The following is a 24,981-nucleotide window of genomic DNA, read 5'->3' on the forward strand; positions in this document are numbered from 1 at the left end:
CTGGGGACACTCATGGACCGTTACCCTCCCATCGCCGAGCACGGCCTCATAGGCGACCTGCAGACCGCCGCACTGGTGACCTCGCGGGGCGTCGTCGACTGGTTCGCCGCACCCCGCTTCGACTCACCCAGCATCTTCGCCGCCCTGCTCGACCACGACCGCGGCGGCTACTTCCGGCTCGCGGACGTGGATCCGCAGGCCACCTGCAAACAGCTCTACTACCCGGACACCGCCGTCCTGGTCACCCGCTTCATGTCCCCCGACGGCGTCGGCGAGGTGATCGACTGGATGCCACCCAACACCAGCCGCACCCCGACCGACCGGCACACCCTGATCCGGACCGCGCGCACAGTGCGCGGCACCGTCCGCTTCGAGATGGAGTGCCGCCCGCGGTTCGACTACGGTCGGGCCACCCACGAACTCGACCTGCGGCCCGACTTCGCCGTCTTCCGGGCGCCGGGCGTCCAGGCGTACTTCCAGAGCACCTTCCCGGTGGAACGGGACGGCGACGACCTGCGAGGCTCCGTCACGCTCAACGTCGGCGAATCGGCGGCGGTCGTCCTGACCGTCTGCGACGCCGACGGCCACGCCCCGCCGCCGCCCACCGTCGACGGGACGACCCAACAGCTCTGGGACGCCGCCGACTTCTGGCAGAAGTGGGTGCACGGCTCCAACTACCGCGGCCGCTGGCCCGACATGGTCAACCGCTCCGCCATCACCCTCAAACTGCTCACCTACGCCCCCACCGGCGCACCGGTGGCCGCGGCGACCATGGGCCTGCCCGAACAGGTCGGCGGCGAGCGCAACTGGGACTACCGCTACACCTGGGTACGCGACGGATCCCTCTCCATCCGCGCCCTGCTCGACCTCGGCTTCGTCGAGGAAGCCACCGACTTCATGCACTGGCTCGGCGACCGCCTGCGCGAGTCGGCAGGCAGGGAGGGCGAGCCGCTGCAGATCATGTACCGGGTCGACGGCGAGCCGCTGTTGACCGAGGAGATCCTCGGCCATCTGGAGGGCTACCGCGGCTCCGCGCCGGTGCGGCTCGGCAACGCGGCCGCCGACCAGCTGCAGCTGGACATCTACGGCGAGGCGCTCTACGGCCTGTCGGAGGGGCACGAGATCGCCTCCCAGTCCGGCTACCGGGGCTGGAAGGTGCTCTCCCGCGGCCTGGACTGGCTGGCCGACTCCTGGGACCGGCCCGACGAGGGCATCTGGGAGACCCGCGGCGGACGCCAGGACTTCACCTACAGCCGGGTGATGTGCTGGGCCGCCTTCGACCGCGGCCTGCGCCTGGCCGCCGCCTTCAGCCGGCCCGCCGACACCGACCGGTGGACGAAGGCCCGCGACACCATCCTCGAGCAGGTCATGGAGCGCGGCTGGAGCGAGAAGGAGCAGGCCTATGTCCAGCACTACGGCGGCGATGCCGTCCTGGACGCCTCCCTGCTGCTGATGCCCCGCGTCGGGTTCGTCGCCCCCCGGGAACCGTCCTGGCTGTCCACCCTGGACGCGATGGACCGCACCCTGGTGTCCGACAGCCTCGTCTACCGCTACGACCCGGCCGCCTCCCCCGACGGCCTGCGCGGCTCCGAAGGCACCTTCAGCCTCTGCACCTTCCTCTACGTCGACGCGCTGGCTCGGGCCGGGCGTCTGCGGCCCGCCCGGTACACCTTCGAGAAGATGCACACCTACGCCAACCATGTCGGTCTCTTCGCCGAGGAGGTGGGCCCCAGTGGCGAGCAACTCGGCAACTTCCCGCAGGCGTTCACCCACCTGTCGCTCATCATGGCGGCCTGCACCCTGGACCAGGCCCTCGACCAGCAGCGTGACTGACAAGACATCAGGAGCGGTGAGTATGCAGACACAGAACCGGCCGGGCCACCCCTTACGCCAGAGCCATGACGAGTTCACGGCCCTCTACCGGCAGCTGAAGCAGTCGGCCGTCGGAGGCGCCCGGGGGGCGTTGGCCACCATCACCCCGGAGCACGTCCGGGGCGCGGCCGGCGAGGTCCGCCTCGGCCGGACGGTGACGATGGCCGCACCGGTGGAGACCGAGCCGGCCCCCGACAACCCGCAGCCCGCCGGCCACCGGCTCACCAGCGCGCCGGAGGCCGTGGCCGACGCCGGCGGACTGCACTTCGCCACCGACCAGTTCAGCATGAACGTCCACGGCGATGCCGACAGCCACCTCGACGCCCTCTGCCACGTCGTCTACGACGGCACCCTGTACGGCGGCATCCCCGCCACCACCGTCACCACGGACGGTGCCACCGCGCTCTCCGTCGAGATCGCGCGCGACGGCATCGTCGGCCGCGGTGTCCTGCTCGACATCCCGCGGCTGCGCGGCGTGCCGTGGCTGGAGCCCGGTGACCACGTCACCGCGGACGACCTGGCCGCCGCCGAGGGGGCGCAGCACGTCCGGGTCGGTGAGGGCGACCTGTTGTTCGTCCGGGTCGGCCACCGTCGGAGACGGACCGAGGCCGGCCCCTGGGACGCCGCACACAGCCGCGCCGGGCTCCACCCGGACGCGGTCGAGTTCCTCGCCGAGCGCCGGGTGGCCGTCCTCGGGGGCGACGGCAACAACGACACGGCCCCCAGCGTCACGGACGGCGTGGACTTCCCCGTCCACGTGCTGGGGATCCACGCGCTCGGGCTGCACCTCCTCGACTACCTCCAGTTCGAGGATCTGGCGCCGATCTGTGCGCAGGAGGGCCGCTGGTCGTTCCTCTGCGTGATCGCACCACTGCGACTCCCCCAGGCGACCGGCTCACCCGTCAACCCCATCGCGATCCTCTGACCCGTCCGTCTCCACCGGCAGAACCCCCGCTTCCGACGACAGCAAGGTGGCCGCCATGGCCGACGACCAGCAGTACGACGTCATCATCATCGGTACCGGCGCGGGCGGCGGCACACTCGCCCACCGCCTCGCCCCGACCGGAAAACGCATCCTGATCCTGGAGCGCGGCGGCTATCTCCCCCGCGAGCGGGACAACTGGGAGTCCACCGCCGTCTTCGTCAGGGGCAAGTACCGGGCCCCCGAGTTCTGGTACGACAAACACGGTGACCAGTTCCCGCCCGAGGTCAACTACTACGTCGGCGGGAACACCAAGTTCTACGGCGCCGCACTGTTCCGCCTGCGCCCCGAGGACTTCGGCGAGATCCGCCACCACGGCGGCCTCTCCCCCGCCTGGCCGATCCGCTACGAGGACCTGGAGCCGTACTACACGCAGGCCGAACACCTCTACCTCGTGCACGGCCACCACGGGGAGGACCCGGGCGAGGGGCCGGTCAGCGCCCAGTACGCCCACCCACCGGTGCAGCACGAACCGCGGATCCAGCAACTCAGCGACGACCTGGAGAAGCACGGCCTGCACCCCTTCCACCTGCCCATCGGCGTCAACCTCACCCAGGACGCCAAGGGCGGCGCGACCCACGACAGCGTGTGCATCCGCTGCAACCGGGTCGACGGTTTCCCCTGCCTGGTCCGCGGCAAGGCCGACGCCCAGGTGATCTGCGTCGAGCCGGCGTTGGAGCACGACAACGTCCGGATGGTCACCGGCGCCAACGTCCGGAAACTGGAGACCGACCCCACCGGACGCACCGTCACCGGCGTGGTGGCGGAGTTGGAGGACGGCTCCGAGGCGCGCTTCCGCGGCGACATCGTCGTCGTCGCCTGCGGAGCGGTGAACTCCGCCGCGCTGCTGCTGCGTTCGGCCGGTGAACAGCATCCCCGCGGCCTGGCCAACAGCTCCGACACCGTCGGCCGCAACTACATGCGACACAACAACCTTGCCCTGATGGCGGTTTCCAGAGAACCGAACGACACGCAGTTCCAGAAGACCCTCGCGCTGAACGACTGGTACCTGGGCGCCGACGACTGGGAGTTCCCGCTCGGCGGCATCCAGATGCTCGGCAAGTCCGACTCCGACCAGATCAAGGGCGAGGCACCCCACTGGGTCGGCCTGGCCTCGCCCGACATGCCCTTCGAGGTGCTCGCCCACCACGCGGTCGACTTCTGGCTCTGCGGCGAGGACCTCCCGCAACCGGGCAACCGCGTCACGCTCGACGACAACGGCGACATCCACCTCGCGCTGGACGAGAAGAACAACATCGAGGGGCTGAAGCGGCTGCAGCACAAGCTGCACGGCATGCTGGGCAAGCTCGGCATGCATCCGCACCATCTGCTCCCCCACAGCCTCTACCTGCACAAGGGCATGCCGATCGGCGCCACCGCACACCAGGCCGGCACCGTCCGCTTCGGCACCGACCCACAGACCTCCGCGCTCGACGTCGACTGCAAGGCCCACGACCTCGACAACCTCTACGTCGTGGACACCAGCTTCTTCCCGAGCATCGGCGCCGTGAACCCGTCGCTCACCGCCATCGCCAACGCGATGCGGGTCGGTGACCACATCGCCGAACGCATCCGCTGAGCAGCATCCGCACCGTCGCCCCGGCTGGGACGGCGCACGCAGCGGGCGAACCGGCCGAATGCCTTCGTGGTCACACGTGGGTGTTCGGCCGGATGTCCGCTAAAGCGGGGACTTGGGCGGAGGTGTCAGCAGGATGGCGATGTCGCCGCCGTTCGGCGTGGGCGTGGTGGCCCCGGTGACCGCGGAGAGCTGCCCGTCCGGCCGCACCAGGAACAGCAGGTCGTGTCCGGCGGGGATGCCGCCGTCGACCCGGTAGCTGACAATCCGGGCACCGCCCGCGTACCGGCGAGCCAGTTCGGGCCGGCTGAGGCCCTGGCCGAACAGCGCCTCGCTGCCTGTGAAGGGGGCGACCACGCCGTGGCTGCGGGTGGGCGGCGCCAGACGGTGGACGGGGCCCTCCGCCGTCTCCTTGAGGGTCATCAACGCGAGAGCGTTGAAGTCGTCCTCGTCGGTGAGCAGGAGCACATCGGTGATGCCTTCCAACTCGGCTCCGGCACCGGTGGCGGCGGCGAGCAGTTCGCCGGGGGCCAGGTCGAGCCCGCCGTCCGTGATGCTCTGGCGCTGGCGGTCGAGGCCTGCCCACATGAGCACGTCCAGGCCCGCCGAGCGCAGGGCCTGCCCCAGCTCGACCACCCAGGGGTCGCCGCCGACCAGGAGCGGCCGCGACCGCGCCGAGCGGCGCACATCGAGCCACCGGGCCACCGGGAGCGCCGTCAGGCCGTACACCATGACGGTGGCGACGATCACCACGAAGGTGGCCGGAAGGATCTTCTGCGCGCCCCCGATGCCGGCCTGGACCAGGGAGACGGAGAAGGTGGAGGCGGTGGCTGCGGCGACGATGCCGCGGGGGGCCATCCAGCCGATGAACCAGCGCTGCGGGTACGGTACGTCGGTGCGGGCGGTGGAGAGCAGCGCCACCAGGGGTCTGACCACGAGGACGAGGGCGGCGACCAGACCGAGGGCGGGCAGCGCCACGTGGCGCAGGGACTGCGGGGTGACGGTGGCCGAGATGGAGATGAACAGCACACCGATGATCAACGAGACCAGGGTCTCGAAGAAGGGCCGGCGGGCGGGCATGTCCAGCCCCGGCAGGTTGGCCAGGGCCATGCCCATGACGACGGCGGCGATGAGGCCGGTGTCGTCCCGGAAGGCGTCGCAGGCCGCTGCCACCGAGACCACCGCGGCGAGCTGCACCGTCGTGCCGAGCGTCTCGCCGAGGCTGAGGTGACGCAGCAGCAGCCAGAGCACCGCGGCTCCGACGGCCCCGCCGGCCAGTCCGACCGCCGCGCTGGCGCTGAACTGGGCCAGCTGGCTGCGCACTCCTTCCTGCTCGCCGGCCAGGACGCCGTGGAACACGATCGCCCCGAGGATGCCGCCGATCGGATCGATCAGGGAGCCCTCCCAGACGAGGATGCGCTGCAACCGTTCGGCCGGGCGGACGAAGCCCAGCAGCGGGAAGGCGGGGCCCAGCAGCTTCTCGGGGTTCACATCGTCGGTCAGCGCACCCGCGACGAATCCGGCCGGCAGCAGCAGCAGGATCGCCGGAATCCGCAGCAGGCTCGCCAGCAGCTGGGAGCCGACGGCAAGGGCCACGATCAGTCCGATGCCGACCAGTACCTGACTCGATGTCATTGCAGCTGCTCCTTGGATGCCGTCCCAACCGACAAGCTGACAGCTGCTCCTACCGTGATCAGGGGAAGGCCGGGGACCATCGTCGCCGCCCGTCGCGGTCAGCCGTCATTTCGCGACGTCCTCGTCGGCGAGCGGTTCCAGCACGCCGTGGGTGTCGAGGCGGTACAGCACGACGAGCGCGGGGCCGATCAGCACGAGGGCGACGGCCGCCACGATCAGCATCCACTGGAGCGTCGCGCTCGCGCCTGCGCCCTGCTGGACGGTCAGCGAGGTGGGCACCAGGTAGGGCCGCTGGGCGAATCCCCAGGCGGCGACCAGCAGCGCCACGACGGCCACCGAGCTGTACCGCGCCCATCCGGCGGCCGTGCCCGCGACCAGCCACGCCGTGACCGCCAGCGCCACCACGGCGACGATGACCAGGACGAGCCCGACGCCGTGGGTGAGCCCGTGGTGGACGTACGAGGCGTGCGGGTCGGTCACGGTCAGACCGATCACGCCGATCACGAGCAGGGCGGCGCTGCTGATCCAGGCGCGGAGCCGGAAGTAGCCGACGAGGTCGTGGGCGCCGAAGCGGCGGGCGTCCACGGTGAGGAACACCGCGCCGAGGAAGGCGGTGGCCGCCACGGTGAGCAGGCCGGCCATGATCGAGGTGGTGTTGGCCCAGGCATCGGCCGAGGCGGTGGTGCCGGGTGCGACCCGCCCCGAGGCCACACTGCCGATGACGACGCCCAGGAAGAACGGCGTGAGCAGCGACGAGACGGCGAACACGGCACCGTAGATGCGGCGTTCGGCCAGCCGCCGGGTGGGCTTGCGCAGGGCGAACCCGGCCCCGCGCAGGACCATGCCGACAACGGCGAGCGCCAGTGGGAGCCAGAGCGCGGTGAACACCGTCTGGAAGAACACCGGAAAGCCGGTCCACATCAGGACCAGCACGAAGATCAGCCAGACGTTGTTGACCTCCCAGACCGGCGCCATGGCGTGGTCGATCAGCCAGCGCGGGCGCTTTCCGCGTTCGGCGCCGCCGGCCAGAAGGTCCCAGAACCCGGCGCCGTAGTCGACGCCGCCGCCGCACGCGTAGGCGGCGATCGCGAGCAGCAGGATCCAGGAGACGACATTCGCGGTCACTGCTCGCTCCCGGGTGCTCGGTGGGTGCCCGGGCCACTGGCGGCCGGTTCCGGGCGCGGTCCGTACGGCGTGTCGGTCTCCGGACCCTCGGCGAGTTCCTGCGCGGAGCCGGAGTCGGCAAGCCGCCATCGGCTGCGCATCTTCAGCACCACGCCGAGGAACGCGCCGAAGACCAGTACGTAGACGGTGACGACGATGCCGAACATGGTCCACAGCGAGCCGGCGGAGGTGGGGGTGACCGCCTCGGACACCCGCATGTTCTGGTAGACGATCCAGGGTTGCCGGCCGACCTCGGTGGTGATCCAGCCGCACTCCACGCAGAGCACGCTGGCGACGCCGGCGAGCGCGGCGCAGCGGAAGAACCAGCGGGACTTCGGCAGGTCGCGGCGCCGCCACCAGCACCAGGCGTACCAGAGGGCGAGCAGGATCAGGACGCTGCCGACGGTCGCCATGATGTCGAATGCCCAGTGCACGATGGTGGCCTGGGTCGCGGTGGGGCGGTCGTCGGCCGCCACCGAGGTGAGGCCGGAGACCTGCGTGTCCGGCTTGAACCCGGCCAGGATGGAGTCGAGTTGGGGGATCTTGAGGCCGCCCTTGACGCTGCCGTCCTCCTGAAGGCGGCCGAACAGGTACTCCGGCACGTGGGTGTCGGTGTCCCAGACCAGTTCGGCGGCCGCGAACTTGACCGGCTGCTTGTGGAAGATCTGCCGGGCGATGTTGTCGCCGAGGAAGAACTGCAAGGGGGTGAGGATCGCCGCGATGGTGAACGGCACGGTGAAGCCGAGGCGGTGATAACGGTCGCGGCGGCCGCGCAGCCAGCCCACCGCGTAGACGCCGGCCACCACGTAGCCGGCGGTGAGGAACATCGCGACGGCGAAGTGCCAGTACTGCGGGCCGAACATGGGGGTGAAGATCGCCTGTTGGACACTGACGTTCACGGGTTTGCCGCTCGCGTCGAGGGTGAAGCCCTGAGGGGTGTTCATCCACGCGTTGGCGGCGATGATGCCGAAGGCGCCCATCAGGGCCGCGAGCGGCAGCGGCGCGCCGAGCCAGAAGTGCGTCCACGGCTTCAACCGGCGCCAGCCGTACAGGTAGATCGCGATCAGGATCGCCTCGAGGAAGAACGCCCAGGCCTCCACCCCGAACCCGAGACCGAAGACGTCCCCCCAGCGGCCCATCAGACCCGGCCACAGCAGGCCGAACTCGAAGGACAGCACGGTGCCGGTGACGATGCCGACGGCGAACTGGACGGCCATCACGGCGGACCACCGGCGGGCCAGCAGAAGCGCGACGGGGTCGGCCTTCCGCAGCCCCCGGTAGTGCATCACCAGTGTGATGAAGGGCAGCGCCACGCCCAGTGGCACCAGCAGGATGTGGGAGGCCAGGGTGAACGCCATCAGCTCCCGGGCAGGCAGCAGCTGCGCGGGGGTGTTCGCCAGGAGGTGTGCGGCGGTGCTCATGCGGGCCTCGATGGTTCGTGCCGGCTGACCCGCGGGTTCAACCGGTGGACCGGACGGGGAGAGGGCTTGCGCGGCGGCGGTGCGGTCAGCCTCCGGTGGCGAAGCCTGGGAAGAGGGTCATTCCGCCGTCGACGTACAGGGTGGCGCCGACGACGTAGTCCATCAGGTCGGAGACCAGGACGGTCACCGCGTTGGCGATGTCCTCCGGGTCGCCGACCCGGCGGTAGGGAATCAGCCGTAGGAGGTCGGCCTCGGCCTCGGGAGTGTCCCAGGCGGACTTGTTGATCGGGGTGCGGATGGCGCCTGGTGCCACGGCGTTCACCCTGATCCCCTTCGGGGCGAGTTCCTGCGCCAGGGTCTGCATCAGCATCAGGACGCCGCCCTTCGACGCGGCGTAGTTCACGTGGCCCGACCAGGGGATGATCTGGTGGACGGAGCTCATACAGACGATCTTGCCTGCCGAGCGGGACACCTCCGGAACGACGCCCCGGCGGACGAACTCCTTCGCTGCCTCGCGGGCACACAGGAACTGGCCGGTGAGGTTGACGTCCAGCACCTTCTGCCACTGCGCGACGGTCATCTCGGTGATGGCGGCGTCCCGCTGCAACCCGGCATTGGCCACCATGACGTCGATCGTGCCGAACTCCTCGACCATCCGCGCGACCATCGCGACGACCTGGTCCTCCTGGGAGACGTCAGCCTCATGGGCGTACGCCCGCACACCGTAGGACTTGATCTCCTCGACCACCTCCTCGGCTGCCTCCGGGCCGAAAACGTAGTTCACGACCACGTCGGCGCCCGCACGGCCGAGACCGATCGCGGTCGCCTTGCCGATGCCGGAGTTCGCCCCGGTCACCAGGGCCTTCTGTCCCTGGAGGATGGGCGGAACCGGCCGCCGCCCCTCGTCCACAGCTGAGGTCACTGATCTCTCCCGTCACTGGCCGCAAACCGACACCGGACAACACTCGTCGGCAGCGCCCGGTACGAGGACGGACGGCTCGCACTACTCGGCCATTCGGGGCGGCGGTGTCCCTCGAACGGCGCAGCACAGCCCCCTCACCCGCCGCGGTCGGACGCTCCACTCAGGCAGCCGGTGGGGTCACTACGTTCTCCAAGGGCTCGCCCGCGAGGAAGCGTTCCAGCTGGGTGCGGATCAGGCGCAGGGCCCGAGGCAGGAAGGCGGAGCTGTTGCCGCCCACGTGGGGTGTGATCAGGGTGTTGGGAGCCTGCCAGAGAGGGTGGCCGGCGGGCAGCGGTTCTGGGTCGGTGACGTCGAGTGCCGCGGCCAGCCGACCGCCCCGCAGCTCGGCGAGGAGCGCGCCGGTGTCCACGACGGCGCCGCGGGCCACGTTGACCAGCAGAGCGCCGTCCTTCATAGCGGCGAGGAAAGCCGCGTCGACCAGCCCTCGGGTCTCGTCGGTGAGCGGGACGGTCAGGACCACGACGTCGGCGCGTGGCAGCAGGTCCGGGAGGTCGGCGAGGGCGTGCACCGGCCCACGGGCTGCTGTCCTGGCACTGCGGGCGACCCGCAGCACATTGCACTCGAACGGCACGAGCCGCTCCTCGACGGCCGCACCGATCGAGCCGTGGCCGACCAGCAGCACCGTGCGGTCGGCGAGCGACGCGAACGAACCGCCCTGCCAGGAAGCGGCCTCCTGCGCCCGGACGAAGCCCGGCACGCCGCGCAGCGACGAGAGCACGAGGGTGAGTGCGAGCTCGGCCGTGCTCGCGTCGTGGACACCCCTGGCGTTGCAGAGCGCCACACCCGTCGGCACGGCGGGCAGCAGTTCCTCGACGCCCGCCGACAGGCTCTGCACGACCCGCAGCCGGGGCATCCGGGCGAGCAGCGGGACGGCGGCCGACGTGTAGGTGTAGGGGACGACGAAGAACTCCACCTCGTCGAGCACCCGCCGGGTCGGCCCCTCACCCCGGCCGTCCCACACCGCGGCCGCCACCTCCGGCAGGCCGCCCACCTGCGCGGTCGGGTAGGGAAGCAGGATCTTGGCCGGGGAACCGCCGGGCACGGCGCTTGAGTGGCTCATGCAACGATCTCAACAGCGATCACTGCCAGCGGCAAACCCCTCGACCGATCGGAGCGGTCGGCCCCTGCACCACAGCAGGGAGTAGCCACTGCCGCCGCCCCGGTGGCGCCGCGCGCATGATCTCCTGGAAGGGCTGTCCAGCTCAGGCGCGACCAGGGAGAGACGCTGTGGAGACATCGGGACCGGCACCGACCATCGTAGTGATCATGGGTGTCTCCGCCTCGGGCAAAACCACCCTGGGCCGGCTCCTCGCCGAGCGACGCGACGTGCCCTTCGTGGAGGGCGACGACTTCCATCCGGCGGCGAACATCGCCAAGATGGCTGCCGGACACGCACTCGACGACGAGGACCGCGAGCCATGGCTGCGGAGCCTGGCCGAGTGGATCCGGGGCACCACCCGCGCCGGAGTCGGTGCCGTCATCTCATGCTCCGCCCTCAAACGGGAGTACCGGGATGCTCTCCGAGCCGCCGGCCCGGGCATCTGGTTCCTGTACCTGAGCCTGGACCGGGAGGTCGCGCGCACCCGCATCACCCGCCGCGCCGGGCACTTCATGCCGGCCGCACTCCTGGAGTCGCAGTACGACGTCCTGGAACCGCTGCAGGCCGACGAACCCGGGCTGACCGTCGACGCGGACGCTGACATCGACGCCGTCCTCGGACAGGTCCACGGCGCCGTCGCACACTTCGAGGCACCGAATCAGGCATGAGACGGGCGACCGTGCGCAGGGCGGCCGAGCTGCGGCGGCTTAGGCCCGGACGTGACCCTGCTGCTCACCGTGGACACCGGCCGGGTGCCCGTGCACCCGTGCCCGCCCCCTCGTCACCCTGGGCCACCGCAGTACCCGGCCTGCCGGCCGGGCCCCCGCCCGCCCGGGTGGCGCTCAGTGCGCGGCAGTGACGTTCTTGACCAGGGCCTTCGTGAGCTCCACCCCGGCGCCTCCGGTGGACTTCTGGTCGTTGTAGAAGGTCGTCACCACCACGCTGCCGATCCGGGCGGCCACCGCCGTGCTGCCCCCGGTCCAGTCCGGCGAGGTGAGGACCGCCTGGAACGCCTCGTCCCCGACGCCGGGCAGGCTCTTCAGGGTGACGGTCACGGGGAACTTCTGGCCGTTCTGCTCCCAGGTGAAGGTGTGGCACGCGGTGAGGACCTGCTTGAGGCTGGCCATCACCGTCTGCGCGTCCTTGCCCCGGTATGCCTCGAGCTCCTGGGCGAACATGTCCTGCGAGTCGTCCATGTAGTCGTTCTGCGCGAAGGACGCGCTGCTGATCCCGGCCACCCCGACCCAGTCCGAGCCGTTGAGCATGTCGCACGCCTTCTCGGCCGGGACGGCGGAGGGCGAGAGCGGCGGGTTGAAACCGTCGGCGGTGTTCCGGCTGCCGCTGGGGTCCAGCCGGAGCTGCTGGGGAAGCGCGCCGGCCGGCAGCAGCATGGCGTTGAGCTTGGTCCCGTTGGGCAGGCCGTCGGTGCCTGCGGCCGGTCCGGGGATCGGCGCGGCGGACGATCCGCCGGCGGATGCGGAGGGGGCCGCCTGGGCGTCCGAGTGGCCTGCGGTTGCCGGGGAGCAGGCGCCGAGGCCGAGGATCGCGCCGGCGCTGCAGGCGAGGAGGGCGGTCCGGCGGAACAGTTGCGACATGAGAGGTGTGCACCTTTCGAACGAGAAGACCCAGTGAGTGGCGCGCCAATAACAACATGCGCTGTGAACCGCGTCAACACGCGATCTCTCCGTGAGGAAGGTTGTAAGATCGGGCGCAGTCATCGTGTCGCCAGGGGAGGGCCACTCAGTGCCGGAGAACAGAACAGAAGTCACCGCCGCCGGGATCGCCCGGTTCGCCGGCGTCGGCCGCGCTGCGGTCAGCAACTGGCGGCGCCGGCACACCGACTTCCCCAGGCCCGTCGGCGGCACCGACACCAGCCCGGTCTTCGAGCTGGCCGAGGTGGAGCAGTGGCTCCGCCACCAGGGCAAGCTGGACCAGGTCCCGCTGCGGGAACGCGTCTGGCAGCAGGTCGAACAGGACCCGGGCGGAGCCGCGACCGCGCTGCACCTGGTCGGCGCCGTCCTGCTGCTGCACGACCGGCCGGCCCCGTGGCGGCAGCTGCTCACCGCGGACGACAGCCGCCTCGGCCGCGAACTGCCCGACCTGCTCGCCGAGGCGCTCCGCACCCGGCTGGGCGAGGACCACCCGGTGCCCGTACCGGACGGGCCCGGGCTGACGGAGCGGCTGGCCCTGGTACGCGGCTGCGCGGAGCTCGCGAACGAACTGGGCGCCGATCAGGCGTACGAGTTCCTGATCGGCCGTCATCTGGAGTCGGGGCCCCGTCAGTACACCCTGACCCCGGCACCGCTGTCCGACCTGATGGCCGACCTCGCCGGCCCGGCCGACCTGGTGCTGGACCCCGCCTGCGGTTTCGGCGGCCTGCTCCGGGCATGTGGCCCCACCGCCGCCGTGGTCGGCCAGGAGGCCGATCCGGACCTGGCCGCACTGACCGCGCTCCGGCTCGCCCTGCACACGGACGCCTCGGTACGGATCCGGGTGGGCGACAGCCTGCTCGCGGACGCGCACACCGGCCTGCGCGCGGACGCCGTGCTGTGCCACCCGCCGTTCAACGAGCGTGCCTGGGGACACGAGGAACTCGCCTACGACCCCCGGTGGGAGTACGGGCTACCGCCGCGGACCGAGTCCGAGCTGGCCTGGGTGCAGCACGCCCTCGCCCGTCTGCGTGACAACGGCTCGGCGGTGCTGCTGATGCCGCCCGCGACGGCGTCCCGCCGGTCGGGCCGCCGGATCCGGGCGGACCTGCTGCGGCGGGGCGCACTCCGGGCCGTCGTCGCCCTGCCCGCAGGGGTGGCCCCGCCGTTCGGGATCCCGCTGCACCTGTGGGTGCTGCGCCGGCCCGGGGCGGCGGCCCCGCAGCCGCAGCAACTGCTGGTGGTGAACGTCGCGGACCGGACGGACGGTCAGGACCGGCTGCCCTGGCCGGAGTTGCGCAGCACGGTGCTGGCGGCCTGGCACGCCTTCGACCGGGACGGCTGCGCACCGGACCAGCCCGGCGTCTGCCGTACCGTCTCCCTGGTCGACCTGCTGGACGACGACGTGGACGTGACCCCCGCCCGGTACCTTCCGCCGCTGGCACCGGGCACCGGCGCGGCGGGCCTGGACGGGATCCACCACCGGCTGACCGATGCCTTGCGGCGAGCCGGGGAACTGGCACCGACCGCCGGCCCGCAGAGCGCTCCCGCGCACTGGGCGATGACGAACCTCGGCGAACTGGCCCGCACGGGAGCCCTGTTGATGCGGGCCGGCGGGCCCGGGGCCGGCCCGGCCGGCAGCCCCTCGGTGCTGACCGAGCACGACATCGTGACGGGCGGCGCACCGTCCGGCGTACTGCCCGAGGGCGAGCCGGAGGACCCGGTGCTCGTCCAGGCCGGGGACGTGGTGGTCCCGGTGCTCGGCCAGGGCGCCACCACCCGGGTGATCGACGATGCCACGGCCGGTGCCGCGCTGGGCCGCAACGTGTACCTGCTGCGACCCGACCCCGCCGTGCTGGATCCGTGGTTCCTCGCCGGGTTCCTGCGCGGCACTGCGAACAACCGGCAGGCCAGCAGCTTCACCTCGTCCGCGTCCCGGCTCGACGTCCGCCGGCTCCAGGTGCCCCGGCTGCCGCCGTCCGACCAGCGGCGCTACGGCGAACGGTTCCGCGCCGTCGCGGCCTTCGAGGAGGCGTCCCGGCTGGCCGCCGGACTGGGCGAGCTGCTCGTCCAGGGCCTGTACGACGGGCTGACCGACGGCAGTGCGAGCCCACCGTGAGCGCGGCGGACGGGCGGCGGCGGGATCGGTAGGCTGACCCCGGCATCCGCCGCCCGCCCGCCGCCGACCAGGAGTCCAGCCATGTACGGCCCCGTCCCGACACCGCCGGCGCGTCGACGTGCCGTCCGGGCGGGGATCATGCTGCTGCGGATCCTCCTCGCGGCCGTTCCGGTGCTGAGCCTGGGCTTCCTGTCCTGGATACCCATGCTGCTGCTGGCGCTCGTGCACCGCCGCCGCCGCGACTGGCTGCTGTTCACCGGGTCGGTGGCGGCATCCCTCGGCGGCATGGTGCTGGTCGGGCCCGAGGGCGGGGACGAGCTGCGGACCGCCGTCGGGATGGCGCTCCTGCTCGGGGGCGCTGTCGCCGTCTCGGCGTACTTCCTCGCCGTCGACCTGAGCCCGCGACAGGCACCCGGCGCGGCCCGACCGGCGGGCCTACCGCCCGTCCCGCCGGCACCGCCCGGCTACCCGCCCCTCGGTGTGCCGCGCCAGGACCGGATCGGGGAAGTCCGGGCCGGTCTCGACGAGTTGAGCGCCTACCTCCGGCAGCAGGACGGGTCGTGAGGGGCCGGCTCGTCGCCGGGCGCTACGAGCTGGCGACGCTCGTCGGGCAGGGCGGCATGGGCCAGGTGTGGGCGGCGCACGACCGCACCCTGGACCGGCAGGTGGCCGTCAAGCTGCTTCGGCCGGACCGGATTCCGGGTTCCGAGCAGTCCGCCGAGCTGCGGCGGCGATTCGCCCGGGAGTGCCGGATCACCGCCCAGGTCGACCACCCGGGGCTGGTCACCGTGCACGACGCCGCGAGCGACGGTGACGATCTCTGCCTGGTGATGCAGTACGTCCACGGTGCGGACCTGGCCGATCACCTGGCCGAGCAGGACCCCTACCCGTGGCAGTGGGCGGTCGCCGTGGTGGCGCAGCTCTGTCCGGTGCTGGCCGCCGTGCACGCGGTGCCGGCCGTGCACCGAGACCTCAAGCCGCGCAATGTCATGATCCGCCCAGACGGCACCCTGGTCGTGCTCGACCTCGGCCTCGCCGCCCTGCTGGACACCGACACCACCCGGCTCACCCTCACCGGCGCACCCATCGGCAGCCCCGCGTACATGGCACCCGAGCAGGCGATGGGCGATCAGGTCGGCCCGCGCACCGACCTCTACTCGCTCGGCGTGATCCTGCACGAACTGCTCAGCGGCACCGTCCCGTTCACCCGCTCCTCGCCCCTCGGGGTGCTGCACCAGCACCTCCACGAGCCGCCCCCGCCACTGCGCCGGACCCGGCCCGAACTGCCGGAGCCGCTGGAGACGCTGGTCCTGCGGCTGCTCGCCAAGGACCCGAAGGACCGGCCGGCCGACGCGGCAGAGGTCTACCGGGCACTGGAGCCCCTGCTGCCCGGGCCGGCCTCGTACCCCGTCGACGGCCCCGGTGCGCCGATGGATCCGACCCGGCCGTTCCGGCAGCCGTACGCGCCCTGGCACCACGCGCCGCCGCGCCCGCCGCTGCCACCCGCCCCGGTCCCGCATCCCGCACCGTCCGCGCCGAACCCGGGGACGGCCGCCATCGCCGCCGCCGTCGAGGAGGCCGGCCGACTGCTGGACACCGGCCGGATCACGCAGGCCGTCGAGGTGCTCGGCGCCGCACTGCCCACCGCCGTGGAGACCCACGGCCGGCACTCGCCGGTCGTCCTCATGCTGCGCAAGCAGTACGCGGCCACCCTGCTGGAGGCCGGCCGGTTCCAGGCCGCGCTCGCGGAGCTGCGGCTGCTGGCCGAGCAGTCCGCCACCGAGGCCGGTCCGGCCGCCCCGCAGACCCTGCGCTTCCGCGTCGAGGCCGCGCAGTGCCTGGAACACCTCGGCGACCACGCCACCGCGCTCGCCGAGTACCGCTCCCTGCTCCCCCACCTGGACCGGCTCGCCACCGCCGACCCGGCACTCGCCCTGGAGACCCGCCACCGGACGGCACACCTGCTCCTGCGGACCGGCGACCGCCCCGAGGCCCGCATGCTGCTGAGCCGGCTCCTCCCCGACGCCGAACACCGTCTCGGCCCCCACCATCCAATCGCCTCCGAAGCGCGCCGCGCTCTGGAGTGGCTGGACCGACCGACCGGCTGACCGGGGTACCTGGCGGGTCTTAGTTTGCGTACCCGTATCTATAGGGGCTCCGCATTGTTCCGGCCGGTCCCGGCGGTGAGTCTTACAGGAAGAAAGGCTCACCCCCACACCCCTGGAGCCTGAGATGCTCGCCACCGTCACCCCCACCGCCACCATCGCCCCCACCGCCGTCCTCGGCCACAGCAGAACATCCGCCTGCACGATGCCCACCGTCCCCACCTCGGTGCCCGCCCTGCGGCATTTCGCCCGGGCATCGGCGCGGCGCTGGGACGTCCCCGTGGACATCGTCGAGGCACTGGAGCTCGTCGTCACCGAACTGGTCACCAACGCGGTCCGGCACAGCGGCGGCCCGGACGTGACCCTGCTGCTCACCGTGGACACCGGCACACTCACCGTGCACGTCATGGACAACGGCCGCTGGCGGGCCCGAACGGCCACCCGCGGCGGCGACCCGTACGTCGTCGACGACCCGGCCTGCGGCGGCCGGGGCCTGCAACTGGTCGAAGAGTACGCCGACAGCTGCGCCCTGTGGCGTACGGTCGGCGGCACCCGGGTGGAGGTGGGGTTGTCCCTCGCCCGGGTACCGGCCGCGCGGGCGCCGGAACACCTGTACTGAGCCTCCTCGGGGCCGTCGGTTCCCGCCCGCTCCCACCGATCGCTTGCCGCAGCTCGGCGCCGGATCTAGCGTGGCCACGCAGGGAAGGTGATTGCGTGGCACGGCCGAGCAGCCAGGATCCGGTACCCGCAGGCGGGCGATTCACGTTCGTCGGCCGTCGGCGGGAGCTCGGCGTGCTGCTGGCCGCCGTCCGGAACCCGCCTGCCGTCGTGCTGATCGAGGGCGAGGCCGGAATCGGCAAGTCCCGTCTGGTGCGTGAAGCCACCGCCGCCCTGACCCCCGAGCGCCTCTGCGTGCTGACCGGCTACTGCCAGCCGCTGCGCGAACCGTTCCCCTACGCTCCGGTCTTCGACGCCCTCGCCAAGGCCGGCCCGTGGCTGCCCGCCACCGGTGTCCCACCGACGGCAGGCGCCCTCGCACCCCTGCTGCCCGACCTGGCCGACCGGCTGCCCCCTCCTCCGGCGCCGACCGACGATCCGCGGGCCGAACGCCACCAACTCGTCCGGGCCGTGCACTCGCTGCTGGGCGCGCTCGGCCCTGCGGTACTCGTCATCGAGGACATGCACTGGGTCGACGACGCCACCCGCGAACTCCTCCTGCTGATCGCCCGCGACCTGCCGGACCAGCTCAGCCTGGTGCTCACCTACCGCCCCGAGGATCTTCCGCCCCGCACCCCCGTCCTCGGCTCCGCGTACCGCCACCCGCCCGGTAGCAGCGGAACGGTGATCACCCTCGCTCCGCTCACCGAGGCCGACGTCGCGGAACTCGCCACGGCCGCCCTCGGCGCCCAGGCCACCCCCGTCCTCGCCCGAGCCGTGTACGGCCGCTGCGAGGGCCTGCCCCTGGTCGCCGAGGAGGACCTGATCAGTCTCGGCGACCAGGTCCGGCGCGGCAGCAGCGCGGACGCCGTCGCGGCCCTCGAACAGGCTCAGGTCCCCCGCGGGCTGCGCGAGGCGGTGACCGAGCGCCTGGCCGGACTGTCCCCATCCGGTGCGGCGGTCGTCGACGCCGCCGCCGTCCTCGCCGTCCCCGCCGACGAGCCGCTGCTCACCGCCGTCGCCGGACTGGATCCCGAGCAGGGCGCACTGGGCCTCACCGAGGCTCTGCAGCTCTCCGTGCTCCGCGAGGACGAAGACGGCCGGTACTGCTTCCGGCACGTCCTCGCCCAGCAGGTCGCCTACCGGAACGTGCCCGGGCCCCACCGCACCCGCCTGCACCGGCGGGCCGTCGAGGAACTGGAGCGGCACTCCCCGCGCCCGCTGGTCCAGATCGCCCACCACACGCTCGCCCTCGGCGACCGGGAGGCCTGGTTCGGCCGCGCCGAAGCCGCCGCCGACCAGGCCATCGCCCTCGGCGACACCGGCACCGCCGCCGCGTTGCTGCGCCAGATCCTCGAACAGCCGCAGCTCGGGGACGACCTCCGCTCCCGCGCCGCCCTGGCACTCGCCCGGATCGCGGTCGACAGCGTCGACCACGTGGCCACCATCGCGCTGCTGCGGCGGCTCATCGCCGATCCGCAGCAGTCGGAGTCGACCCGTGGCGACATACGGCTGGCCCTCGGCCTGCTCATGATCAACCACGGCGGCAACCGCCTCGGCTACCAGGAGGTCCGCCGCTCCGTCGAGGAGCTGGCCACCCGCCCGGACCGGGCCGCCCGGGCGATGATCGCCCTGGCGATGAACGAACGTGACGGCGCCTCCGACCAGGCCCGGGACTGGATGGACCGGGCCGAGCAGACCGTACGCGGCACCGCCGACGACGCCATCCACGCCGCCGTGGACGCCACCCGCCTCAGCCTGCTGGCCCGGCAGGGGGACCCTGCCGTCTGGCCACGGCTCGATCTGCTGCCCCGCTCCGCCGCCGACCCCGAGGTGCTGCGGCAGACCGCCCGCGCCCTCTACAACGTCGGCGAGATCGCCATCGAACTCGGCCACGACCGCCGCGCCCACGCCCTGCTCACCGAGAGCCGCGACCTGGCCCGCCGGTCGGGCACCTCCCATCTGGAGTGCTACAGCCGGATCGCCCTCCTGCGCCTCGACGGCCTGGCCGGCCACTGGGACGACCTGGAGGAGGACTTCGCCGCCCTGGACATCGCCCACCCCGACATCGCCATGTCCGCCACCGAACAGGCGCTGATGCTCGGTCAGTTGGCCACTGCGAAGGGCCAACGGGCCCGCGCCGTCGAACAGTTCACCCTGGCCACCGAGTACGGGAAGCGCGAGACGCAGGTCACCGCCGCGCTCCGGGCCGCGGCCGGACTCGCCGCCCTCCGGCTCGCCCAGGGAACTCCCGAGGACGCCCGCGCCGTCACCGGCCCCGCCGCGGCCATGGTGCGACGTGCCTCCGCCTGGGCGCGGGCGACCGGGGTGGTCCCGGTCGCGATCGAAGCGGCACTCGCCTGCGGCGATCACCGGTTCGCCGAACAGCTCGCCGACGATGCCGAACAGGGCCTGCGCACCWTCGACGCACCCGCCGCCGACGCCGAAGTCAGCTTCGGCCGGGGCCTGCTCAACTCCGCCGCCGAACCCGCCACGGCCGCCGAGCACTTCGCGCAGGCCCGGCACCGGTGGCAGGAGATCGGCCGCCCGTACGAGGCCGCCCGCGCCGCCGAACACTCCGGCCGGGTACTCGCCGCCTCCCGGCCCGACGCCTCGACCGCACACCTGACCGAGGCCCTCGACACCTTCACCCGGCTCGGCGCCACGGCCGACGCCGCCCGCTGCCGGCACACCCTCAGCCAGCTCGGCCTGGTCCAACTGCCCACCCGGGGCCGCCGCGGCTACGGCGACCGGCTCTCGCCCCGCGAACGCCAGGTCGCCGAACTCCTGGCCCARGGCGCCACCAACCAGGACATCGCCGAGACGCTGTTCCTCTCTCCTCGCACCGTCGAACAGCACGTCGCCCACGTCCTCAAGAAACTGGACACCACCCGCAAGACCGTCCGCGAGGCCCTCAGCAGTCGGGCGGCCACCGCACCTCGCCCGACCCGAGAGTGATGACGGCTCGTAACCGCATCGGCCCGTCTCCCCGGCGCGACAGGACGACGGCCTCCGCGACCCGGGCCGGCATGCTGCCCAGTCCGGCGGCCAACTCGGGAGCGAGCCTGCGCGGATGCCTGGTCCGGCCCAGCGAGAGGTGTGGGGTGAAGCCGCCGGCCCGGCCCTGGCAGCGGGGGAAACGCTCCTGCAGTGCGTCGTGAAGTCTCAGCCAGGGCGCAAGGTCGGCCGCTGCCGGGTCGAGCCACAGCGTGGCGTCCTGGCGGTGCCGGAAACTGCGGACCCCGCTGAGCCGGGCGGTGAACGGCTCGACCTCGGCCACCGCCTCGGCCAGCAGCGGAACCGCTCGGCCGAAGTCCGTCTCCGCTACGAAGCCGAAGAGCAGGTTCACATGCGGTGGCCAGCGGCGGATCTGCCGGTCGTGCACCGCGCGGATGCGCTGGATCGCGGGCCACAGCTCCGCCGGCGGGATCCACGCCACCGCCGTACGGGGTGTCGGCGGGCTGCCTGGAACGCCCGGCAGTTCGATACCGCCGCCGGGTGCGATGTCCGTGTCCACCTCACCATCGTGACACCGGGGGTGACGGCGGGCGGAGGGAGCCTCAGCCGCAGTGGGTCCAGCCACTGGTCCAGGTGGAGCTCTGGTAGGAACCGCCCCACTGCACACAGGTGTTGGCGGCGCGCTTCGTGATCGGGCCCGCGTAGTAGGTGTAGCTGCCCGGGTTGCTCCCCGAGCCGCCGTCCTTGACCGCGAGGGTCGCGTTCATCGGAACCGGGCCGCTCGGGTCGTTCGCGATCGTGGTGACGCAGTTGTCGCCGGTGGCGCTCTTGTACAGCAGGTACACGGTGGCGCCGCCGAGGCTGTGCGAGTCGACGACGTTGAATCCGCTGCCGCACACCTGGACCGGGGTGTACGACTTGCCGGAGGGCGGAGGCGACGTCTGCGCATTCCCCGGGGTGGGCGTGGCGCCGGGCTGGGAGGCGGGCGGCCGTGCCGCCGACGACGTGCCGACCGGCGACGGTGCCTTCGTCGCGGGGGCAGCCGAGCGGGAGGCACCGGCAGAAGCACCGACGGAGGCTGTCGGGGCATCGGCGGAGACCGAGACACCGGCAGAAGCCGAGGCTCCGACGGAGGCTGACTCCTCGGCAGAGGAGGAAGGGCTGTCATCGTGGTGGGCGGAGGCGCTGCTGTCGACTGCGGCCGTGCTGCGCGCGGGATCGCGTCCCGAGTCGCCGGGGAGCACCATGACGATCATGCCGCCGATGGCTGCGGTCGCCGCTACACCGGCCGCCGCGGCCCGGATGTGCTTGCGGCGCCGCATCTGCTCACCGTGACGCTCCGCCAGGGCTGCCCAGTCGGGTTCCTGTGCCCTGGTGACCAGCGGTTCGTCACTCCGGGCCGGCCCGTATCCCCAGTTCTCCGTCATGGCCCGAGATAATAGAACACCCGTCAGTTCTCCCTGTGGCCGGGCCGATTGGAAGTGGCCCCCGGCGTCTCAGTGCGTGAGTTCACTGCAGGATGTTGATCGCACGGGCGATCACCAGGGCAGCCACGATGAGGGAGGCCATGGCCTCCACCATCATCAGCAGCTTGGCCCATGTCCTGATCGCGGAGACGTCGGTGGGGCTGAACGCGGTGGCGGTCCAGAAGGCCAGCGACAGGTAGTCGGCGAAGCTCGGCACCCAGTCGGCCGGCGCGTAGGCCGTCTGCTGCATCTCGGGGAACACGAACGCCGGGCTCGGGTGGGGCCGGTGGGCGCGAGCGGCGGCACCGCCGCGGTCCAGATCCCAGTACCACAGCGCGAAGGCGATCACGTTCGTGGCCCAGGTCACTCCCCCGGTGGCCAGCAGGCCGGTGGCGTTGTTGGCGAACAGCTTGTTGTTGGTCAGGATGTCGACCACCAGGTGGACACCCGCATACAGGTTCGCCGCAGTGATGAAGCCGATCATGACGTCAGTGACCACCCTGAGCCACGTCCTCTGCCGATCGATCCGCCCCGGGTCACCGGTGATCAAAGCCGCCAGCAGGACGAACATGACCACCGGCACCACCCAGGCGGGGTCCACCCGGTACGCCGCCGGCAGCGCCACATGGAGCATCGCCGCCGTGGCGATCGCCACCGCCACCGGCCACCAGCGTTCGCCGCGCGCGGCGGCCTGATCGAGTGTCAACGGGGGCGAACCGGCCGATCCAGAGCTTGAACCCATGCCTCATTGTGACCGGACCGGCAGTATGGACATCGGACTCCGCACCGGTGTCCGGCCCTCTTTCACTCACCGGGACCGGCCCCCGCTCAGGCGGGCTCCAGGAGTTCGGTGAGGGCGGCCCGCAGGCTCGGGGGGAGGTTGCCCTCGGCGGCGAGGGTGGTGCGGTAGGGCTTGTCGTGGGTGGCGGTGAGGGCATCGAGGGTGAGCGGGACGAGGTCGGCGGGTGCGGCGGCCGGGGCGGCCAGCGAGGGGCCGGTGGCGGCGGAGCGGGCCGGGAGGCGGGGGCGGAGCTCTGCGCCGGTGGGCTGGAGCTCGTCCAGGGCCAGGTACCAGCGGGGTGGCTCGTCGGGGCGGGCGGGGGCGAACGGGGCGAGGCCGCGTTCGGCGCGGGCGGGCAGCGTGGCCAGGGCGGCGGTGAGCCGCTCGGTGGCCTGAGGCAGTGTCAGGCCGGCCACCAGTGGATCGGCGTGGGCGTCCAGCAGGTTGACGAGCCGTCCGTCCGGGGCGCCAGGACCGGGGTCGGAGGGTGCGGCGTCACCGGCGAGCTTGCGCATCAGTCGGGTGGTGCCGTACCGCGGCACACCGTTCACGGCCACCAGCCGGATGTCGGTGTCGGCGGCGAGCAGCAGCCCCCGGTACGGGTCGGGGTCGGTGGTGGCGACGGCCAGCAGGTCGGCCCGCAGGCCGGGCCGCAGGGCGCCGAGGGCGCCGTCCCACCGCAGGATCCGGGCCGCGTCCCTGGTCGCCATGGCCACCAGCTCGCGGTCGGTGAAGGTGCCGGCGGCGGCCAGCCGGGCGGTCTTGAGTTCGCCCAGCAGGCCCTTGCTGCCGGAGATCGACCAGTCCGAGCCCAGGGCGACGGCCACGCCCGCGGCCCGCGCGGCGGCGACGTCGGCGGTGCGGCCGTAGAGCAGCAAATTGGAGAGCGGGGACCAGACCATCGCGCCGCCGTGCTCGGCCAGTACGTCGAAGTCGGCCCGGGTGAGGGCGGCGCAGTGGATACCGACCAGGTTCTCGGTGACGGCCCACTTGCCGGGCTCGAACTCCAGGGCCCGGAAGTGCTCCCGGGCGCGCTCGTCGGTGCCTTCGGCCAGGTGGAGCAGCAGTCGTTGGGAGCGGCTGAGCCGGTCGAGGAAGCGCCGGGCGTCGGCCGCGTCGATGTCGGCGATCCGGGAGGTGGCGGCGGGCAGCGCCGGGTCCTCGGGCTGCTCGACGTTGCGCAGCACGCCGCGGTACATCCGGCGGGCGCCCGCGTTGCTGAACAGGGCGATGCCCTGGCTGGTGGTGGTGCCGTTGATCAGCGCCTTGGCCTCGACGTAGCGGGCCACGGCGGGCATCAGTGCCGCGTCCCGGCCGAGCACCGTCATCGGACCGGTGACCAGTTGCCGGTAGGTGCCGGTGCCGCCCCACTGGTCCCGGTTGGTGAAGGCCCTGGGGACCTGCCAGAGCTGCAGCACGTCGTACGCCAGGTGGTTGTGCAGTTCGATCAGCCCGGGATAGACGCTGCCGCCGGTGGCGGTACGGGGGGTGAGTTCATGCCCCGGTGGCGGCGGGTCGGCGGCCGGGCGGACGTCTTCGATGACACCATCGCCGACGTACAGGACGCCGTCCTCGATCACGGTGTCGTGCGGGTCYATGGTGACGATGCGGCCCTGCAGGGCGTACCGGGATGTCATGGCACGTCCTCCTTCGGGAAGTTGCGGGAACTGGCGGAGACAGACCGAGCGGGAGTTTGCGATGCACGAGTTCGATCCGGGTGTGTTCCGGGAGCCGTACCTCTCCCTGGCGCGGGACTTCCCGGGCCAGGACGTCTATCCGACCGACGACTTCCGTACGGAGTGGGGGCCGGTCTTCCACCGCGGGCGGCTGGACGGGACGGCTCGGGTGCTGGTGATCGGCCAGGACCCGGCGCAGCACGAGGCGATCGTCCGGCGGATCCTGGTCGGCACGGCCGGCCGCCGGGTCCAGGGCTTCCTGGCCAGGCTGGGCATCGACCGCAGCTACGTCATGGTCAACACCTTCCTCTACAGCGTCTTCGGACAGCAGGGCGGCCAGGCGCACGCCGAGGACCCCGACATCGCCCGGTACCGGAACTCCTGGCTGGACGCGCTGGTGACGGACAACCAGGTGGAGGCGGTGATCGCCCTCGGCAGCCTGGCCGGCACCGCCTTCCGGCTGTGGCGGGAGGCGACCCCGGTCGGAGCGGCCTTCGACGGCACCTTCCACCGGATCATCCACCCGACCTTCCCGGAGAGCTCCGGTGACCACGCTGCGGGGATGGCCCGCCTGACGGCCAGTTGGAACGAGGGCCTGGAGGCTCTCCACCCGGCCATCGCCCACCCTGACCAGGCGCGGCAGTTGGTGCCCTACGGCCCTGAGCTGACCGCGGGCGATCTGGTGCCCGTCCCGGCGGCCGACTTTCCGCTCGGGCTGCCGGACTGGATGCGCTCGGAACAGCCGTGGGCCGTCCGGGCGGGTGCCACCGCTGCCGAGAAGCGGGCGACGGTGGTGGTCACCATCCCGCCCGACCTGCGGCCGTTCTGAGCGCACCGGC

General features: G+C 72.3%; 20 protein-coding genes. 10 read left to right on the plus strand and 10 right to left on the minus strand.

Translation table 11 applies throughout. The features are described from left to right. Nucleotides 1-12: 12 nt before the first annotated feature. Genes ACXJMZ_RS10075 through ACXJMZ_RS10085 form a run of 3 tightly spaced genes read left to right on the plus strand, consistent with a single transcriptional unit; the run spans nt 13 to nt 4,433 of the window. On the plus strand, nt 13-1,833 hold the full coding sequence (locus tag ACXJMZ_RS10075) for a glycoside hydrolase family 15 protein (RefSeq protein WP_457029645.1): 1,821 nt from the start codon (nt 13-15) through the stop codon (nt 1,831-1,833). A 22-nt stretch (nt 1,834-1,855) separates the two neighbouring features. After that, the gene (locus ACXJMZ_RS10080; protein WP_457029646.1) at nt 1,856-2,797 is read left to right on the plus strand and encodes a cyclase family protein; all 942 of its coding nucleotides are present in this window, start codon (nt 1,856-1,858) and stop codon (nt 2,795-2,797) included. A 55-nt stretch (nt 2,798-2,852) separates the two neighbouring features. Further along, nucleotides 2,853-4,433: a GMC oxidoreductase gene (locus ACXJMZ_RS10085; protein ID WP_457029647.1), complete on the plus strand. Its 1,581-nt coding sequence runs from the start codon at nt 2,853-2,855 to the stop codon at nt 4,431-4,433. A 99-nt stretch (nt 4,434-4,532) separates the two neighbouring features. On the opposite strand, the gene ACXJMZ_RS10090 is transcribed toward ACXJMZ_RS10085, so the two are convergent. From ACXJMZ_RS10090 to ACXJMZ_RS10110, 5 genes are all read right to left on the minus strand, one after another. Beyond that, nucleotides 4,533-6,065: a cation:proton antiporter gene (locus ACXJMZ_RS10090; RefSeq protein WP_457029648.1), complete on the minus strand. Its 1,533-nt coding sequence runs from the start codon at nt 6,063-6,065 to the stop codon at nt 4,533-4,535. Between the two features lie 105 nt (nt 6,066-6,170). After that, nucleotides 6,171-7,190 (minus strand): cytochrome d ubiquinol oxidase subunit II, encoded by a 1,020-nt coding sequence (locus tag ACXJMZ_RS10095; RefSeq protein ID WP_457029649.1) that lies wholly within the window; start codon nt 7,188-7,190, stop codon nt 6,171-6,173. Next, the gene (locus tag ACXJMZ_RS10100) at nt 7,187-8,650 is read right to left on the minus strand and encodes a cytochrome ubiquinol oxidase subunit I (protein ID WP_457029650.1); all 1,464 of its coding nucleotides are present in this window, start codon (nt 8,648-8,650) and stop codon (nt 7,187-7,189) included. Before ACXJMZ_RS10100 ends, ACXJMZ_RS10095 begins: the two co-directional genes overlap by 4 nt. Before the next feature lie 85 nt (nt 8,651-8,735). Then, nucleotides 8,736-9,572, minus strand: coding sequence for an SDR family oxidoreductase (locus tag ACXJMZ_RS10105; protein ID WP_457029651.1), 837 nt, complete (start codon nt 9,570-9,572; stop codon nt 8,736-8,738). A 160-nt stretch (nt 9,573-9,732) separates the two neighbouring features. Further along, entirely contained in the window at nt 9,733-10,692 is a 960-nt protein-coding gene (locus tag ACXJMZ_RS10110; RefSeq protein WP_457029652.1) for a 2-hydroxyacid dehydrogenase, read from the minus strand. Nucleotides 10,693-10,898: 206 nt separating this feature from the next. Between ACXJMZ_RS10110 and ACXJMZ_RS10115 the strand changes: the two genes are divergently transcribed. Then, nucleotides 10,899-11,399 carry a gluconokinase gene (locus ACXJMZ_RS10115; protein WP_457029653.1) on the plus strand — a complete coding sequence of 167 codons (501 nt, stop codon included), beginning with the start codon at nt 10,899-10,901 and terminating at the stop codon, nt 11,397-11,399. Between the two features lie 174 nt (nt 11,400-11,573). On the opposite strand, the gene ACXJMZ_RS10120 is transcribed toward ACXJMZ_RS10115, so the two are convergent. Then, nucleotides 11,574-12,326 carry a hypothetical protein gene (locus ACXJMZ_RS10120; protein WP_457029654.1) on the minus strand — a complete coding sequence of 251 codons (753 nt, stop codon included), beginning with the start codon at nt 12,324-12,326 and terminating at the stop codon, nt 11,574-11,576. Nucleotides 12,327-12,474: 148 nt separating this feature from the next. Here ACXJMZ_RS10120 and ACXJMZ_RS10125 point away from each other — a divergent pair, with 148 nt between their 5' ends. The 5 genes from ACXJMZ_RS10125 (at nt 12,475) to ACXJMZ_RS10145 (ending at nt 20,219) form a co-directional block, all read left to right on the plus strand. After that, nucleotides 12,475-14,499, plus strand: coding sequence for an N-6 DNA methylase (locus ACXJMZ_RS10125; protein WP_457029655.1), 2,025 nt, complete (start codon nt 12,475-12,477; stop codon nt 14,497-14,499). An 81-nt stretch (nt 14,500-14,580) separates the two neighbouring features. Beyond that, nucleotides 14,581-15,063, plus strand: a complete 483-nt coding sequence (locus ACXJMZ_RS10130; RefSeq protein ID WP_457029656.1) for a hypothetical protein — start codon at nt 14,581-14,583, stop codon at nt 15,061-15,063. Then, nucleotides 15,060-16,607 carry a protein kinase domain-containing protein gene (locus ACXJMZ_RS10135; protein ID WP_457029657.1) on the plus strand — a complete coding sequence of 516 codons (1,548 nt, stop codon included), beginning with the start codon at nt 15,060-15,062 and terminating at the stop codon, nt 16,605-16,607. The genes ACXJMZ_RS10130 and ACXJMZ_RS10135 overlap by 4 nt, the downstream gene beginning before the upstream one ends. Nucleotides 16,608-16,731: 124 nt before the next feature. Next, nucleotides 16,732-17,223, plus strand: a complete 492-nt coding sequence (locus tag ACXJMZ_RS10140; RefSeq protein WP_457029658.1) for an ATP-binding protein — start codon at nt 16,732-16,734, stop codon at nt 17,221-17,223. A 95-nt stretch (nt 17,224-17,318) separates the two neighbouring features. After that, entirely contained in the window at nt 17,319-20,219 is a 2,901-nt protein-coding gene (locus ACXJMZ_RS10145) for a helix-turn-helix transcriptional regulator (RefSeq protein WP_457029659.1), read from the plus strand. Here ACXJMZ_RS10145 and ACXJMZ_RS10150 read toward each other — a convergent pair. The 4 genes from ACXJMZ_RS10150 to ACXJMZ_RS10165 form a co-directional block, all read right to left on the minus strand. Continuing rightward, nucleotides 20,176-20,778 (minus strand): 2'-5' RNA ligase family protein, encoded by a 603-nt coding sequence (locus ACXJMZ_RS10150; protein WP_457029660.1) that lies wholly within the window; start codon nt 20,776-20,778, stop codon nt 20,176-20,178. The genes ACXJMZ_RS10145 and ACXJMZ_RS10150 overlap by 44 nt on opposite strands. A gap of 43 nt (nt 20,779-20,821) precedes the next feature. Continuing rightward, nucleotides 20,822-21,646, minus strand: coding sequence for a hypothetical protein (locus ACXJMZ_RS10155; RefSeq protein WP_457029661.1), 825 nt, complete (start codon nt 21,644-21,646; stop codon nt 20,822-20,824). 82 nt (nt 21,647-21,728) lie between these two features. Then, the gene (locus tag ACXJMZ_RS10160) at nt 21,729-22,391 is read right to left on the minus strand and encodes a hypothetical protein (RefSeq protein ID WP_457029662.1); all 663 of its coding nucleotides are present in this window, start codon (nt 22,389-22,391) and stop codon (nt 21,729-21,731) included. A 122-nt stretch (nt 22,392-22,513) separates the two neighbouring features. After that, the gene (locus ACXJMZ_RS10165) at nt 22,514-24,103 is read right to left on the minus strand and encodes an amidohydrolase family protein (protein ID WP_457029663.1); all 1,590 of its coding nucleotides are present in this window, start codon (nt 24,101-24,103) and stop codon (nt 22,514-22,516) included. A 61-nt stretch (nt 24,104-24,164) separates the two neighbouring features. On the opposite strand from ACXJMZ_RS10165, the gene ACXJMZ_RS10170 reads away from it, so the two are divergent. Then, a complete protein-coding gene (locus tag ACXJMZ_RS10170) occupies nt 24,165-24,971 on the plus strand; it encodes a uracil-DNA glycosylase family protein (RefSeq protein ID WP_457029664.1) in 807 nt (268 codons plus the stop codon). Nucleotides 24,972-24,981 lie beyond the last annotated feature (10 nt).

The organism is Kitasatospora sp. P5_F3, assembly GCF_054049135.1.

Coding starts and splice junctions, on each gene's coding strand:
- ACXJMZ_RS10075 (WP_457029645.1), top strand. CDS start 13: ATGGACCGTTACCCTCCCATCGCCGAGCACGGCCTCATAGGCGACCTG.
- ACXJMZ_RS10080 (WP_457029646.1), top strand. CDS start 1,856: ATGCAGACACAGAACCGGCCGGGCCACCCCTTACGCCAGAGCCATGAC.
- ACXJMZ_RS10085 (WP_457029647.1), top strand. CDS start 2,853: ATGGCCGACGACCAGCAGTACGACGTCATCATCATCGGTACCGGCGCG.
- ACXJMZ_RS10090 (WP_457029648.1), bottom strand. CDS start 6,065: ATGACATCGAGTCAGGTACTGGTCGGCATCGGACTGATCGTGGCCCTT.
- ACXJMZ_RS10100 (WP_457029650.1), bottom strand. CDS start 8,650: ATGAGCACCGCCGCACACCTCCTGGCGAACACCCCCGCGCAGCTGCTG.
- ACXJMZ_RS10110 (WP_457029652.1), bottom strand. CDS start 10,692: ATGAGCCACTCAAGCGCCGTGCCCGGCGGTTCCCCGGCCAAGATCCTG.
- ACXJMZ_RS10115 (WP_457029653.1), top strand. CDS start 10,899: ATGGGTGTCTCCGCCTCGGGCAAAACCACCCTGGGCCGGCTCCTCGCC.
- ACXJMZ_RS10120 (WP_457029654.1), bottom strand. CDS start 12,326: ATGTCGCAACTGTTCCGCCGGACCGCCCTCCTCGCCTGCAGCGCCGGC.
- ACXJMZ_RS10130 (WP_457029656.1), top strand. CDS start 14,581: ATGTACGGCCCCGTCCCGACACCGCCGGCGCGTCGACGTGCCGTCCGG.
- ACXJMZ_RS10140 (WP_457029658.1), top strand. CDS start 16,732: ATGCTCGCCACCGTCACCCCCACCGCCACCATCGCCCCCACCGCCGTC.
- ACXJMZ_RS10155 (WP_457029661.1), bottom strand. CDS start 21,646: ATGACGGAGAACTGGGGATACGGGCCGGCCCGGAGTGACGAACCGCTG.
- ACXJMZ_RS10170 (WP_457029664.1), top strand. CDS start 24,165: ATGCACGAGTTCGATCCGGGTGTGTTCCGGGAGCCGTACCTCTCCCTG.